The 13842-nt window shown below is 32.7% G+C and carries 17 protein-coding genes; 16 read left to right on the forward strand and 1 reads right to left on the reverse strand.

Going from position 1 to position 13842, the window contains the following annotated elements; genetic code table 11:
- Positions 1–115 precede the first annotated feature (115 nt).
- Genes smpB through GQR98_RS16440 form a run of 3 tightly spaced genes read left to right on the forward strand, consistent with a single transcriptional unit; the run spans position 116 to position 1725 of the window.
- A complete protein-coding gene (smpB, locus tag GQR98_RS16430) occupies positions 116–574 on the forward strand; it encodes an SsrA-binding protein SmpB (RefSeq protein WP_042498759.1) in 459 nt (152 codons plus the stop codon).
- A gap of 6 nt (positions 575–580) precedes the next feature.
- Positions 581–1162, forward strand: coding sequence for a hypothetical protein (locus GQR98_RS16435; protein WP_159020509.1), 582 nt, complete (start codon positions 581–583; stop codon positions 1160–1162).
- A gap of 17 nt (positions 1163–1179) precedes the next feature.
- On the forward strand, positions 1180–1725 hold the full coding sequence (locus GQR98_RS16440; RefSeq protein WP_159020510.1) for a pyridoxamine 5'-phosphate oxidase family protein: 546 nt from the start codon (positions 1180–1182) through the stop codon (positions 1723–1725).
- On the opposite strand, the gene GQR98_RS16445 is transcribed toward GQR98_RS16440, so the two are convergent.
- The gene (locus tag GQR98_RS16445) at positions 1722–2744 is read right to left on the reverse strand and encodes a metal-dependent hydrolase (RefSeq protein WP_159020511.1); all 1023 of its coding nucleotides are present in this window, start codon (positions 2742–2744) and stop codon (positions 1722–1724) included. The two genes, GQR98_RS16440 and GQR98_RS16445, sit on opposite strands and share 4 nt — an antisense overlap.
- A gap of 93 nt (positions 2745–2837) precedes the next feature.
- Between GQR98_RS16445 and nhaC the strand changes: the two genes are divergently transcribed.
- From nhaC to GQR98_RS16510, 13 genes are all read left to right on the forward strand, one after another.
- A complete protein-coding gene (nhaC, locus tag GQR98_RS16450; protein WP_159020512.1) occupies positions 2838–4304 on the forward strand; it encodes a Na+/H+ antiporter NhaC in 1467 nt (488 codons plus the stop codon).
- Positions 4305–4445: 141 nt separating this feature from the next.
- Entirely contained in the window at positions 4446–5084 is a 639-nt protein-coding gene (locus GQR98_RS16455; protein ID WP_159020513.1) for a peroxiredoxin, read from the forward strand.
- A gap of 138 nt (positions 5085–5222) precedes the next feature.
- Positions 5223–5531, forward strand: coding sequence for a thioredoxin family protein (locus tag GQR98_RS16460; protein WP_159020514.1), 309 nt, complete (start codon positions 5223–5225; stop codon positions 5529–5531).
- Between the two features lie 49 nt (positions 5532–5580).
- The gene (locus GQR98_RS16465) at positions 5581–5838 is read left to right on the forward strand and encodes a DUF6952 family protein (protein ID WP_042503452.1); all 258 of its coding nucleotides are present in this window, start codon (positions 5581–5583) and stop codon (positions 5836–5838) included.
- A gap of 167 nt (positions 5839–6005) precedes the next feature.
- Entirely contained in the window at positions 6006–6890 is an 885-nt protein-coding gene (locus GQR98_RS16470) for a helix-turn-helix transcriptional regulator (protein ID WP_159020515.1), read from the forward strand.
- A gap of 85 nt (positions 6891–6975) precedes the next feature.
- A complete protein-coding gene (locus GQR98_RS16475; protein ID WP_159020516.1) occupies positions 6976–8148 on the forward strand; it encodes an MFS transporter in 1173 nt (390 codons plus the stop codon).
- Between the two features lie 58 nt (positions 8149–8206).
- Positions 8207–8866 (forward strand): peroxiredoxin-like family protein, encoded by a 660-nt coding sequence (locus GQR98_RS16480; RefSeq protein ID WP_159020517.1) that lies wholly within the window; start codon positions 8207–8209, stop codon positions 8864–8866.
- 455 nt (positions 8867–9321) lie between these two features.
- A complete protein-coding gene (locus GQR98_RS16485) occupies positions 9322–10089 on the forward strand; it encodes a T9SS type A sorting domain-containing protein (protein WP_159020518.1) in 768 nt (255 codons plus the stop codon).
- Positions 10090–10356: 267 nt separating this feature from the next.
- Positions 10357–10713 (forward strand): DUF6567 family protein, encoded by a 357-nt coding sequence (locus tag GQR98_RS16490; RefSeq protein ID WP_159020519.1) that lies wholly within the window; start codon positions 10357–10359, stop codon positions 10711–10713.
- 313 nt (positions 10714–11026) lie between these two features.
- On the forward strand, positions 11027–11176 hold the full coding sequence (locus GQR98_RS16495) for a hypothetical protein (protein WP_159020520.1): 150 nt from the start codon (positions 11027–11029) through the stop codon (positions 11174–11176).
- An 83-nt stretch (positions 11177–11259) separates the two neighbouring features.
- Complete coding sequence (locus GQR98_RS16500) at positions 11260–12039, forward strand: hypothetical protein (protein ID WP_159020521.1); 780 nt, start codon at positions 11260–11262, stop codon at positions 12037–12039.
- Positions 12035–12586, forward strand: coding sequence for an RNA 2'-phosphotransferase (locus GQR98_RS16505; protein ID WP_159021198.1), 552 nt, complete (start codon positions 12035–12037; stop codon positions 12584–12586). The genes GQR98_RS16500 and GQR98_RS16505 overlap by 5 nt, the downstream gene beginning before the upstream one ends.
- A gap of 243 nt (positions 12587–12829) precedes the next feature.
- Complete coding sequence (locus GQR98_RS16510) at positions 12830–13774, forward strand: hypothetical protein (protein ID WP_159020522.1); 945 nt, start codon at positions 12830–12832, stop codon at positions 13772–13774.
- Positions 13775–13842: the final 68 nt, after the last annotated feature.

Raw genomic sequence — 13842 nt, forward strand, 5'->3', positions numbered from 1 at the left:
CGAGGACTTGTAGCGTATAGCCCGACGTTTTTTAAAGTTAGAAGATTTTATTTTTCGAAAATCTTCTAGCTTTAAAAAAGGGAATGCCATAATAATTTTTGTAATTTTGTTGGTCATGCAAAATAAGATAAACATACAGAACAAAAAGGCGCGCTTTCTATACGAGATTTTAGATAAGTACACCGCAGGAATTGTACTTTCGGGTACTGAAATTAAGTCGATTAGAAGTAGTAGAGCATCTATTGCCGAAAGTTTTTGCGAGTTTAACGAGGCTGGCGAACTTTTTGTAATAAATATGACGGTTGAGGAATATATCTATGGAAATTATTACAACCATAAACCCAAAGCGGAACGAAAATTGCTGCTAAACCGAAAGGAATTAAAAAAATTGCATAAAGAAGTGCAAAATACAGGTTTAACTATAATTCCGTTGCGTTTATTTATTAACGAAAAAGGTTACGCTAAATTAGTTATTGCTTTAGCAAAAGGTAAAAAACTATATGATAAACGTGAAACTATAAAAGATCGTGATAATAAACGAAACTTAGATCGAATTAAGAAAATTTACAAATAAACAACCATGAAGAAATACGTTTTTATACTTTTTTTAACTGCAATTTCTATTACCGCTCAGGCTCAAAAAGGACCTAAAAAAGGACAAGAAAAGGGAAAGGAAACCGGCAAAGAAAAAGCTGTAGAGCCAGTTGATTACTCGGAAAATTATGCAACCGTAAATAATGTGGTTAATACACTTTATGATGTAGTTTCGGGTAAAAAAGATGAAGAACGTGATTGGAAACTTTTTAAACTTTTGTTTCACCCAGATGCTAAATTAATTACAGCAGGAAGGAATAATGAAAGAGAATTTCAGGTGAAATTTATGGGTGCTGCGGACTATGTAAAAAGTTCTAGTAAATGGATTACATCTAATGGTTTTGTAAAAAAAGAAATGCGCAGAAAAACGGAAGAGTATGGCCGTATGGCTCAAGTTTTTAGTAGTTATAAAACCTATAATACGGAAGATGAAAATAAAGAAGACTCTGAAATGCGCGGGATTAACAGTATACAATTACTGAATGATGGCGAGCGTTGGTGGATTTTGAATATGTACTGGACTCAGGAAACTTGGTTAAATCCGATTCCGTCGCAATATTTAGATTAATTTTTTACAATATTTAAATGAGTAATTTTACACCGAGCATAACTCCTGAAATTGAAGATTTTATTAAAGCTCAACACATATTTTTTGTTGGCACAGCGGCTAGTGATGGACGTATAAATATTTCGCCAAAGGGACATGATTCGCTTCGTGTTTTATCACCTAACAAAATAGTTTGGTTGAACTTAACAGGTAGTGGCAACGAAACAGCTGCTCACCTACTGCAACAAAACCGAATGACTATTATGTTTTGTGCTTTTGAGGGTAAACCTTTGATTTTACGCCTTTATGGTAGGGCAATAACCTACCATGAGCGCGATACAGAATACCAAGAACATATTGGTTTGTTTGAGAAAAATACAGGCTCTAGACAAATTATTGTTATGGATATAGAATCTGTACAAACGTCGTGCGGTTACTCTATTCCTTTTATGGATTTTAAGGAGGAACGCGGTATGCTGAATTCTTGGTCGGAAAAGCAAGGTAAAGCCCGTATTGAAAACTATTGGAAAGAAAACAACACCCAAAGTATTGATGGTTTTGACACCAAAATTTTAGAAGATTAAATTCCTTTTGTACGCTCCCACAAATTTCCGATTGCTGCTTTAAAATCTCTCGATTCTGGCTCGAAAGGTATCATGTTTAGTCGGTCGCCTTCTTTAAAAAGTTTCATTTTAAATACTGAAGAGTTCGGATCGTTGTCATTTAATAATGGATAACGCAAATCGTTGTATTGATAATCATTGTCCTCCATTTTATACACACTATAATAACCATTACTAAACCAAGCTAGATCTTTTATATCTTGATAAGCTTCTGGTTTTAAATCACGTTGTTTTGGCAATTCTACAAAATTAATAAAGCTACTTTTAGTGTCTAACAGTGAATAATTAGCGATAAAATAACCCGTTTTTGTTTCGGCAATGCCATACCATAATATATTGTTTAAAAGTGCGGGGTTAGAACTGTAACGGTAATATTCTATTTCTTTTTCTGCCAAAGAACTTCTAAAAACAGAATCGATATACAATTTATTAACAACCGTAAAAAGCATATAAACCGAACTGATGCCTATACCCCATTTTAACCAAAGGCTTCTTTTTACTGATGTACGCTTAAAAAACATCAAGACAATAATACACACTAAAAAAGGAACCGTATACAACAGATCGACCACAGCAATATTATTAAAGGCTACTCTATAATTACTAAATGGTGCAAACAATTGCGTGCCATAAGGTGTAAAACAATCTAATATGGGGTGCGTTAATAGCGACCAGAAAAACAAGCGTATCCAATCGGCTTGGTTTGTTGTATCAATACGTTTTTTGGTGTTATAGAGCTTAAAAACAAGCCAACCCAAGAAAAAAGCAGCCAAAACAGAAAATAAAATGGAGTGCATAAAACCACGATGAAATAACATGGCATCAATTTTATTTTGATGAATTAAGCCACCTACAATAACATCCAAATCGGGTATTGTGCCACCTATTGCACCAAATAACAGCGCTTTATTGCCTATTTTCTTGCCTAGAACAGCTTCGCCACACGCAGCACCTAAAACGATTTGAGTTAATGAATCCATATTATTTTTTGAATTGAAAGGTAAAAGTAAGGAAGTATTTCTATTTGCATACATTCAACTAAAATCGTAACATTACGGTACAAAATTGATAGCATGCACGACGACAAGAATATTTCTGAGATAAAAGCAGACCATGAAACAATTATTGAAAACTCAGAATTGAATATTTGGGAAGCTTTAATTCCCGTTATTCTTCTAATGGGTTTATTGTTTTACAACATTACTTATGAAGATGGCGAATGGTTTGGAGAATATTCTAATCAATTTATTTTACTTATTGGTGGTGCCATTGCTGCCGTAGTTGGTTTTTACAACAAAGTATCTGTTAACCGCATGGTTACCGAAGTTTGGGCCAATCTAAAAAGTGTTTTTATCCCTATTATGATCCTTTTTTTAGTTGGAGCTTTAGCTGGCACTTGGCTTGTTAGTGGCGTAATTCCTGCTATGGTTTATTATGGTTTACAAGTGCTTAGCCCAAGTATATTTTTACCTGCATCTGTTATTATTGCTGCTGTAATTTCTATTGCAACAGGAAGTTCTTGGACCACATCGGCTACAGTTGGTATTGCTCTAGTTGGTATTGGTACGGCTTTAGGTATTCCTCCAGGTATGATTGCTGGTGCTGTAATTTCTGGCGCTTATTTTGGAGATAAAATGTCGCCCTTAAGTGATACCACTAACCTTGCTCCTGCTATGGCCGGAACAGATTTATTTACACATATTAGATACATGACTATTACAACCATACCTACCATAATAATTACGCTAGTTGTTTTTGCTATTTTAAGTATGAATGTTGATACTACCGGAAGTGCCGATGTTTCAAGTTTATTAGTAAGTATTGATAGTACATTTAATATTACACCTTGGTTGTTTTTAGTACCAGTGACTGTTATTGCTTTAATTCTATTAAAAACAAAACCGCTTATTGCTCTGGTAACAGGTGTTTTGTTAGCTGCTGTTTTTGCTTTTGTTTTTCAACCAGAAATTCTAAATGGTTTAGGTGATTCTAAAATTTCGACTATAATAACTTCTATTTTAACCGATACACAAATTACTACAGATAATGAAAAACTAAACGAGCTCTTTTCTGCAGGAGGAATGAAAGGTATGCTTTGGACTATCTATTTAATTACTTGTGCCATGATTTTTGGTGGCATTATGGATGGCATTGGTGCCTTAGCAAGAATTACAAAAGGGTTACTATCTATAGCAACCTCTGTATTTGGTTTATTTGCTAGTACCGTAATTAGCTGTTTAGGTTTAAACATTATAGCATCCGATCAATATTTAGCTATTGTAATTCCTGGTAAAATGTTTAAAAAAGCTTATGAAGATCGTGGTTTAGCACCCGAGAATTTAAGTAGAACCTTGGAAGATTCTGGTACAGTAACGTCAGTACTTATCCCTTGGAATACCTGTGGAGCTTATCAATCTGGAGTTTTAGGTGTTGGCATATCAGAGTATTTTGTATATGCTATTTTTAACTGGTTAAGTCCGTTTACTACACTCCTATTTGCAGCCTTAAATATTAAAATTAGACAACTCGCTTCTAAATAGAATTAAATTATCAATAAATTTTAATTCAATAGACAAAAACTATTCTGTAATAAGAAATTAAAATTTCGGATTTTACTAAAAACCTTAAATGTGTTTTATATTTGTACCCAGAAAACAATTAACAAATAAAAACATAAACACATGGCATTAGTAGGAAAAAGATTTCCAGATTTAAACGTTGACGCAATGAACGATATGGGCGATACTTTTAAAGTAAACGTTCTTGAAGAAGCAGTTAACAACAAGAAAAAAGTAGTTTTATTTTGGTACCCAAAAGATTTCACTTTTGTATGCCCAACAGAATTACACGCATTTCAAGCAGCTTTACCAGAATTTGAAAAGCGTAACACTATTGTTATTGGTGCATCTTGCGATACTCCAGAAGTACACTTTGCATGGTTAAGCCAAGCTAAAGATAACGGTGGAATTGAAGGTGTAACTTACCCAATTTTAGCAGATAGTAACAGAAACTTATCAAACATCTTAGGTATTTTAGATATCACTAACGAAACGTTTGATGAAGAAACTGGAACTGTACAAGTTGAAGGTGATAACGTAACTTATAGAGCGACTTACATTATTGACGAAGATGGTGTTGTACAACATGAAAGTATTAACAACATGCCTTTAGGTAGAAATGTTGGTGAATACATCCGTTTAGTAGATGCTTTAACTCACGTACAAGAAAAAGGTGAAGTTTGTCCTGCAAACTGGGAAGAAGGAAAAGAAGCTATGGCTCCAAATGCAAAAGGAACTGCAGCATACTTAGCAGCTAACTAGTTAACAAAAATAGTTTTAAGGCCTGTTTGTCTCTCATATTAATTTAGGCAGGCCTTCAAAATTCTATTTAAAGCATCAATAGCTATTTCTTTTAGCCTTTAGATCGTTTTAAATACACACTCCAAAAAAAATATAGTTATGATAAATGAATTAGACCAAGATAATTTAGGTGAAATCGTTTCGAGTAATGATACTGTAATTGTTCAATATTCTGCCACATGGTGTGGAAATTGTAGAATTATGAAACCTAAATTTAAAAAATTAGGAACAGAAAACGAAGGTGTATCTTTTGTTATAGTTGATGCTGAAAAGTTTCCTGAATCTAGAAAACTTGCTACGGTTGATAATTTACCAACGTTTGCAACCTTTAAAGGCGGCAAATTAGTTAAGCAAGTACAAACTAACAAATTCGATGTTTTAAAAGAATTAGTTAGCGAAGTAATATAATACAAAGTAGAAGACCTTTCCGCGAAAGCGTGATTAATACCATATAAAAATGAAATTACCAGTAATAAAACATTTAACGCAATTTATTGAAGAAAACGACGAAGATTACGTTGTTGAAACTATTGAAACACTTGAAGCTTTAACCGAAGTTTCTTCTCTAAAAGATGAAGAATTAGATGTTATTGGCGAGCTTATTTCTAATATGTACGGTGCTATTGAAGTGAATAAAATGATAAAAGAAGGCACCCCGAAAAAAGAAGCTGTAAACAGTTTTATGCAACGTGTGTTGGGTTCTATCGACAAATAATTGAAAAAGAAAAATTTGTATTTATTTTAAAACCATCTTGTGAAAACAGGGTGGTTTTTTGTTTTAAATGATGGTTGTCTTTGTAGATTTTTCTGCTATCTTCGTTTACATTGCACATCATTTATGCTTCAACTTAAATCCATTAAAACATAGTTCAACAACAGAACATGAAAACCTACAACCAGATTACCGACTTACTACAAGACCTTAATGTAAAAAGCGCATCGATACACTCTGGTTTTCATATTTTTAAATTTAATGAAACTTCCAACATCTCTAAAGAGGCCTTAAACCCACATTTTAAGAGCTTTTTTACCATCGATTTTTATGCCGATAACTTATCTAAAAGACAAATTGGTGCCACAAAAGTTGACGATTTAACCAATGCCATCGCTTTTAATTCGCCATTGCAATTATTCTCGGTGCAAACTTTTGAAGGTAATCTTGATGGTGATGGATATTCCATTGTTTTTGGATCGGATTTTTTTGAACCTAAAAAGCATCAATATGAAATTCAGCACGAGTTTCCATTCTTTAAATTAAATTCCAACCCTTCTTATAAATTAGCATTAACAGATTTACCGCTAATCAAAAATCTGTTCGATACCATTTATGAGGAATTTCATAAAGAAGACACACATAAAGTCGAGTTAGTTCGCTCCTATCTTACGGTACTATTACTTCAAATAAAACGCGTTGTAGGTAATGCCAGTGGCACTATTCCGCTTAAGCGCTACCAGGAAATCACGGCCGATTTTGAAGAATTAATTCTACAAGAAACTTCTAAATATAAAACCATTGCCGCTTACGCAGAAGTATTACACATCACTCCTATTTATTTATCGGAATGCGTTAAAAAAGCAACAGGTATAACAGCTAAAAAAGTATTATCGAATTACATGACGTTGCGTGCTAAAGCCTTATTGCAACAAACCACGAGCTCTGTGGCAGAAATTGCATACGCCATGGGTTTTGATGAACCTACCAACTTCGTCAAGTTTTTTAAAAACAACGAAGGTATCACGCCTGCCGTTTTTAGAAAACTACCTTAAAAAGTATCATTTTCTATGAGTTACTCACCTTATACATGGTTGTGATCTTTAGTAATTTTGTTCTATATAAAATTAGAATATCACAATGGATCATATAGAACCAAAACCTTTAAGTACAAAACTGCTATTTATTATGGCAACTGCTATAGCCGCAACAGCAGCCAATTTATATTACAATCAGCCATTAATACCATCCATAGGGAAATCGTTAGAATTAAGTGACGGTGTTTTAGGTTTTATACCATCGGCATCACAAATAGGTTACGCTATGGCTATTTTCTTTATTTCTCCTCTAGGAGATGTTATGAATAGAAAATTAGTGATAAGAAACCTTTCCATAACCTTAGTAATCGCTTTGCTTGGCGTGTATTTAGCACCAAACTTTGCCGTTCTAATAACCGCCACTTTTGTGGTTGGTTTAGGAGCAAACATTACCCAACAATTAATACCATTAGGCGCATCTTTATCTTCTATTGAAAATAAAGGAAAAGTTATGGCGACGTTAATGACGGGTTTAACAACCGGTATTTTATTATCGAGAACGTTAAGTGGTTTTATAGCCGAACATTTTGGATGGCGTGCTGTTTTTTTAGGTGCAGCTATTATGGCTGCTATTATTGGTGTGGTGCTACAAATTGCTTTACCATCCAACAAACCTACGGCCAATTTAAAATACACACAATTACTCGCTTCTATGTTTACTTTGGTTAAAACAAAACCTGTATTACGCGAAGCTGCTTTTGTTGGTGCGTTATGGTTTGCCGCATTCAATGCCATGTGGGCCACTATTGCAATTCATGTTATGGACGCGCCTTTTTTACTATCGGTTCAACAAGTTGGATTGTTAGGTTTTGTTGGAGCTGCAGGTATTTTTGGAGCCAAAATAGCGGGAAAATGGGTTGATAAAATTGGATCTCAAAAAGTAATGACAGTCTCTATTTCTCTAGTACTATTAAGCTTTATAGTATTGGCTCTCGGCCAAAATAATATGGTTGTACTCTGTATTGGAATTATACTCTTAGATTTAGGTGTCTTTGGATCTCAAATCCCAAACCAAGTTCGTGTATTTGCCATCGATGTAAACGCACGAAGCAGAACAAACGCTGTCTATATGTTATTTTACTATATAGGCGCTGCGGTTGGTTCAGCGGTTGGTGTATCGGTAATTAGTAAATATGGTTGGACGGGTTTAACCATTTTCGGATTTACTCTAGCAGCCATTGCTTTAACCTTTCATGTTACACGAAAATCAAAATAAAACCTATCTCATCTAAAAATCGCGTTTTAATAGAAATAAAAACTTAACACTACACCTTATGAGCATTCTAGAACATACAGCATTACAAAACGCCCTAAACGCAAAACAAACCGGTTGGGAAGCTAAAGCCACAGATGCACAAAAAGCGATAACGGCAGAAAATCTTGAAGCTATTATTGCAACTCATTTTAAAGAAAACGCTATTAATGTTGGTGATAACATGATTGATTTTACCTTAAAAAATGCTTTAGGTGAATGCATAAATTTACAAAACACCCTAAACAAAGGTCCGGTAATACTAACCTGGTATCGAGGTGGCTGGTGTCCGTATTGTAATTTAACCTTACAGTTTTTACAAAATAGCTTGCCACAATTTAAAAAATATGGATCAAATTTATTAGCCTTAACGCCAGAGTTACCAGACAAATCTTTGAATACTAAAGAAAAACACAGCTTACAATTTGAGGTGCTAAGCGATGTTGGAAATAAGGTATCCAAGCAATATGGCTTATCGTATAAATTAACAGACGCTTTAGCAGAAGTTTATAAAAACGGCATAGGTTTAAAAAACTATAATGGCGATGATAGTAGCGAATTACCAATTACAGCAACTTATATTATTGATAAAACAGGGCTTGTACAATATGCATTTTTAGATGCCGATTACCGCAAAAGAGCTTCAATTTCAGAAATTATAGAGGTGTTGAAAATACTTTAAGAGTAACTATTGAAAAAAAAATTAGCATTTAGTAAATACCACCTTGCGGAAGCTTGGTGGTTTTTCAGTTTTACGCGAAAATTATTTTTACAATAAATCACAATTCTTTTTGTGCCTAATTCAACAATTATACCCGCTCATTGAGGTTCTTTTTAAAGTATTGGTTTCTTCGAATTTTTAGCCAGAAAAATATCTAAACTGAAATGGCTAATGTTTTATTCCTAAAATACAAAAAAAACAAAATTTATCGACGAACCGCAAAGCAACGACGTTATATCTTACATTTAATAATTAAAACTACATAATTTCAAATATAAATATTTACTTGCTGTCACTTTTAAGTCCTAAAAGCAACATAAAACATAACAACATTTGTTTTATAAAAAGGTTTAAGGAACAGAGGTAATCTAACAATATAATTAACTATTTTTTAAAACACTCAAAACAAAACAATTATGAAGAAAAAACTACTTATTCTATTTTTATTTATTGCAACATTAAATATCAATGCGCAAACAAACCTTGTTCCTAATGCAGATATGGAGAATTGGGATTCGTTTGATACAAACCCAGATGATTGGACTAGATTTTTTGACGGATTATGGGAAAAAAATGCTGATTTTCAAAATGGAACTGCAAGTCTACAATTAGAAATTGCCTCAGGTAGAGCATTTAACTACATAAATACAGATAATATGTCATTCATTTCTGGTGTAACTTATGTTTGTACTTTTTATTACAAAGCTGTTTCTGGTAATTTAACTCAGGTTGAATTTAATTTATCTCATACTCCAGGTGCTTTTCCAACTACTTTTTTAACTAATACCTATACAGACTCATCTACAACAGAATGGAAAAAAGGAGAGTTTGAATATACAGCTACCGAAACAGAAAATGTTCAAGCTTTTATATACGCACGTGGAGATGCTGGCGCGCAAGTATTAATTGATAACGTTTCTATTTTTGATAAATCAACATTATCTACAAATCAATTTGAAAATAATTCAAATACAATAACCGCTTATCCAAATCCATCTACCGATTTTATTGAAATTTCAGGATTTAAAGTAAAAGAAAATTATACCATTTACAATATACTTGGTGAAAGCGTTTTAAACGGTTCTATACAAGAAAAAGAACAAATAGATCTTAGAACCCTAACTAACGGAATCTATATATTGAAAACAGAAAATGCAAAAGCATTGAAAATTATTAAAGAATAACTATTGCTTAAACCCATTAGTAATAGTACATTTTAGTACTTACAAATAAAAAAGAAGCCCTATTTAGGGCTTTTTTTTATGCTTTTATTCTACAATTACGGAAACCCGTAAAATTAATTGATTGGACTGTTATAATTTGCGTTCAGTTATAGCAAAACACTCATTAATTAACTACAAACTAGGTTAAGTAAATTCAAATAAATAACAATGTCTGAACAAGCCGAAAAGAGACAAAAAAAAGAAGTAGGCAAATTAAAACCCCAATAAATGAAAAAAATTATTTTAATTCTAGCTGTTACTGCCGCATTTACATCTTGTAAATCACCGAGTTTATACTCAGGAGGTTACCAACAGCACAATCAAACTCAAACCGTTTTAACAAGTTCTAATTTCAATGTATTAGGTAGCTTTTCAGGAACAGCTACAGAGAAAATAATGACTGGAAACATAACAAACAAAGAAGGTATTGTTTCTCAGGCAAAAACAAATCTGCTAAAAAAAGCAAAATCTGCCGGTGTAGAATTAGTAGGTAGCAGAACTCTTATTAATGTATCTGTAGATATCACAGAAACAAAAAAGAGAATTACAGCAACAATGTCTGCTGAAATTATTGAGTTTAAATAATCAAAACTGCTAACCATTTCACAAAACTCTCAAAAATGCCTAAAAGTCCCTCATTTTAGAGCATTTTAATCTCCTTTCCTCCTACTCTTTTTATAATAAAAAAGTATCAAATCCCTTTTCTATAACTAAAAGGCCTCTTTTACTTAATTTTCATTCTACAATTACGGAAACCCGTAAAATCCATAAAACAAACTTTTGTAATTTGCTCTCGTTAAAGAAAAATACGCAGTTATACGTATTGATTCTTTTACAGAAACAAAGTAAATTCGTTGCTTATGTTTTTGAAATATAAAGAAAACATAAAATGAAACATATGAAGACCTTAAAACACGTTTTACTAGCTGCTATAATTTCCTTAAGCTTTACGTCTTGTACCGAAGACGAAGGTGGTTGCGAAACAGAAACCGTGTGTTTTGGCGCAGGAAATTGTATTGAAAGACCTATTGCAGGTTCTTCCTTTTAGTTTAATTTATCAATGGATAAGAGTGATAAAAGTAATCATATAACATAGTTACCTGCTATTAAAAAAAACGAACCGAGAACAAAATGGGATTATTTGACAAAATATTCGGAAAAAGCAATGCGATAAAGGTTCAATTTATTGATTCGTCAAACGGAAACGTCATTGGAGTTTCAGAAATGCCACCAGAACAGCTTCCCGAGACATTTGAAATTCAGACAACAATGCATTTAAATGATGAAGATTGGTCAATTGAAGAAGCAATTCCCGCACATTCAAGGGATTTTCTTCAATCCAAGAGCTTAACGTTAAAAATGAGAAAAGTGGAGAAAATGAACCCGAATGATATTTGGTTCACTACACCAACAATATCTAATGAGTTTCCTCAAACCAATACAAAAACAAAAGATTCTGAGTTTGACATTAGTATTCACGAAGATGACTACAGGCAAAAGGAGTTTTTGAAAATCGATTCACTTCCCATAATAGAAGAAGAATTAAAGGCTATTAAAGAGATTTGGGAAAATCATTCTAAAAAGAGTGAAGAATACACCTTGTTCAAAAATTGCCACACGAGAAAAACGATTGGGTTGGCTAACTTATCAATCGATTTTAATGAAATACAAAATCTATTGAATTCTAATTCAATTGGACAAGTAATAATAAACGGAGAAATACTCTCAAACGGATTCGGATTGACAACAGAAAAGACAACATATTTTGGAACTCTTAATGGTGGAAAAGTAGTTGAACTCTGCATTTCACAATGGAACGAAAAGACGACAAGCGAAATTTTAAAAATCAACAAGGAATTCCATTTGCTATTTGTGGATTGGTTTAACTGCGACTTAATTAAAAATGATTAGCGAAAAACAACAAACGCATATAAGCAAGTTTTTAAGTTTGGTATTAAGACATAAACCTGAAACAATTGGCATTCAGATTGACCAAAATGGATGGGTTGACATTAATGAACTGATTGATAAATCAAACAAATACGGAATTCAATTTGACCGAGAAACATTAAATCATATAGTTGCCACTAATTCAAAAAAACGATTTGCTTTTAATGACAAATTTGACAAGATAAGAGCCAGTCAAGGACATTCCGTAGAAATCGAATTAGGCTATAAAAATCAAAAACCACCTGAAATACTTTTTCACGGAACAAGCGAAAAATCAGTTCAATCTATTTTGAAAAAAGGACTTGAAAAGCGGAACAGACAGCACGTTCATTTGAGTAGTGATACTGAAACAGCAATCAAGGTAGGACAGCGTCACGGAAAGCCTGTTATATTTGAGATATTAGCGGAGAAAATGTACAATGACAAAATTGAATTTTATATTTCGGAAAATGGAGTTTGGTTGACTGATAATGTGCCGACAAAATATTTGAAACTAAAAGATGAATAAAAATAACAGCAGGTAACAATGTATATAAAAAATAGGCGAAATAGTACTAAAATTAAGGGCTTTGGCTCATTTCAAACTTTGTATTTAACCGAAAGTTCGGTGCTTCGAAATCGCCTACTTTTCATATACTAAACGTTAGCAAATATTCTCCACACAGAATCCGATTAATTCCTCGAGCTAACGAATTTTTTTTATGAGGGAAAATTATTTTAAATTTGACGTTAGTCGAGATTAAAAAACCAAATGGAAAACATAACAAATTTTGCGTCAGAATTAAAAAGTAACAAATTCAACAAGGTAAGAAAAGCAGAAAAGCTTTTAAACCTAGGATTTTCTGCTAAAGAAATTAAAGACGAACTTAATGTAAGTAAAGAATTTAACAAGAATAAAATCTTAGGTTTCGCTCTAATTGCAGTAAGTATTGTAATCTATTTTTACAGACAAGTGCACTACGTAAACTTCTTTAAATCTGGCTATTTATCGGAAGCTCGTTTGCTCCTCTTGAACGAAAGTTTATTAAAACCAACTATAGTTTTTTCACTAATAGTTTTAGGTGTTAATTTAATTGTCAATCGGTTATCTATAAACAAAGGTGTAAAAGCTTTTTTTATAATAATTCTTGGAGCTTATTCACTATTTGTTTTATCATATAATGCAATCATACTCCCATTTATTTTTGGTATTATCGCCCTAATACTAATCTGCTTTGTAAAACTACCAACGAAACATATGAATATCGAAATGGAAAATATTTTTCCATATATCAGCAAAAGTTGGAAAGGTTCCTCTATTTACATTTTTATAATATTCGGAGCAGTTCTTATTTACTATCCTTATGCTGAGTATATTTTCGTTAAGAGCAATAACAATTATTTAGCAAATTTTGCTAACACTTTTCTTTCTTTGACGCAAAAATTACTTTTTTATGGTGGACTGCTAATAGCGCTTTTACTAAGTTTCAACTTTTCTAAATTCAAAATTTCTCTTTATCCACTTATTGGACTTTCCATTGTTACAATTGGAGTTGCAATTTTTCAAAAATTAAAATATCCAGGGGAACCATCTTTTGATTTATTTTCTTATAATATGATAAACGGCTCTGTTTTTATAATTATATCTGCCATTACCTTTTTAGTTAAAAATAAAACATTTGCTAACAAAGTAAAAAAAATTACTAGTTTTAGCTAAACAAATGTCAATTGCTCGTTTGCTTACTTCTGATTTTCCTTCGGAAAATCCTCGCACACAAACACGCA

The sequence above is a fragment of the Algibacter sp. L3A6 genome (genome assembly GCF_009796825.1).
In the GTDB taxonomy this organism is placed as follows: Bacteria; Bacteroidota; Bacteroidia; order Flavobacteriales; family Flavobacteriaceae; genus Algibacter.

Coding starts and splice junctions, on each gene's coding strand:
- smpB (WP_042498759.1), top strand. CDS start 116: ATGCAAAATAAGATAAACATACAGAACAAAAAGGCGCGCTTTCTATAC.
- GQR98_RS16435 (WP_159020509.1), top strand. CDS start 581: ATGAAGAAATACGTTTTTATACTTTTTTTAACTGCAATTTCTATTACC.
- GQR98_RS16440 (WP_159020510.1), top strand. CDS start 1,180: ATGAGTAATTTTACACCGAGCATAACTCCTGAAATTGAAGATTTTATT.
- GQR98_RS16445 (WP_159020511.1), bottom strand. CDS start 2,744: ATGGATTCATTAACTCAAATCGTTTTAGGTGCTGCGTGTGGCGAAGCT.
- nhaC (WP_159020512.1), top strand. CDS start 2,838: ATGCACGACGACAAGAATATTTCTGAGATAAAAGCAGACCATGAAACA.
- GQR98_RS16455 (WP_159020513.1), top strand. CDS start 4,446: ATGGCATTAGTAGGAAAAAGATTTCCAGATTTAAACGTTGACGCAATG.
- GQR98_RS16460 (WP_159020514.1), top strand. CDS start 5,223: ATGATAAATGAATTAGACCAAGATAATTTAGGTGAAATCGTTTCGAGT.
- GQR98_RS16465 (WP_042503452.1), top strand. CDS start 5,581: ATGAAATTACCAGTAATAAAACATTTAACGCAATTTATTGAAGAAAAC.
- GQR98_RS16470 (WP_159020515.1), top strand. CDS start 6,006: ATGAAAACCTACAACCAGATTACCGACTTACTACAAGACCTTAATGTA.
- GQR98_RS16475 (WP_159020516.1), top strand. CDS start 6,976: ATGGATCATATAGAACCAAAACCTTTAAGTACAAAACTGCTATTTATT.
- GQR98_RS16480 (WP_159020517.1), top strand. CDS start 8,207: ATGAGCATTCTAGAACATACAGCATTACAAAACGCCCTAAACGCAAAA.
- GQR98_RS16485 (WP_159020518.1), top strand. CDS start 9,322: ATGAAGAAAAAACTACTTATTCTATTTTTATTTATTGCAACATTAAAT.
- GQR98_RS16490 (WP_159020519.1), top strand. CDS start 10,357: ATGAAAAAAATTATTTTAATTCTAGCTGTTACTGCCGCATTTACATCT.
- GQR98_RS16495 (WP_159020520.1), top strand. CDS start 11,027: ATGAAGACCTTAAAACACGTTTTACTAGCTGCTATAATTTCCTTAAGC.
- GQR98_RS16500 (WP_159020521.1), top strand. CDS start 11,260: ATGGGATTATTTGACAAAATATTCGGAAAAAGCAATGCGATAAAGGTT.
- GQR98_RS16510 (WP_159020522.1), top strand. CDS start 12,830: ATGGAAAACATAACAAATTTTGCGTCAGAATTAAAAAGTAACAAATTC.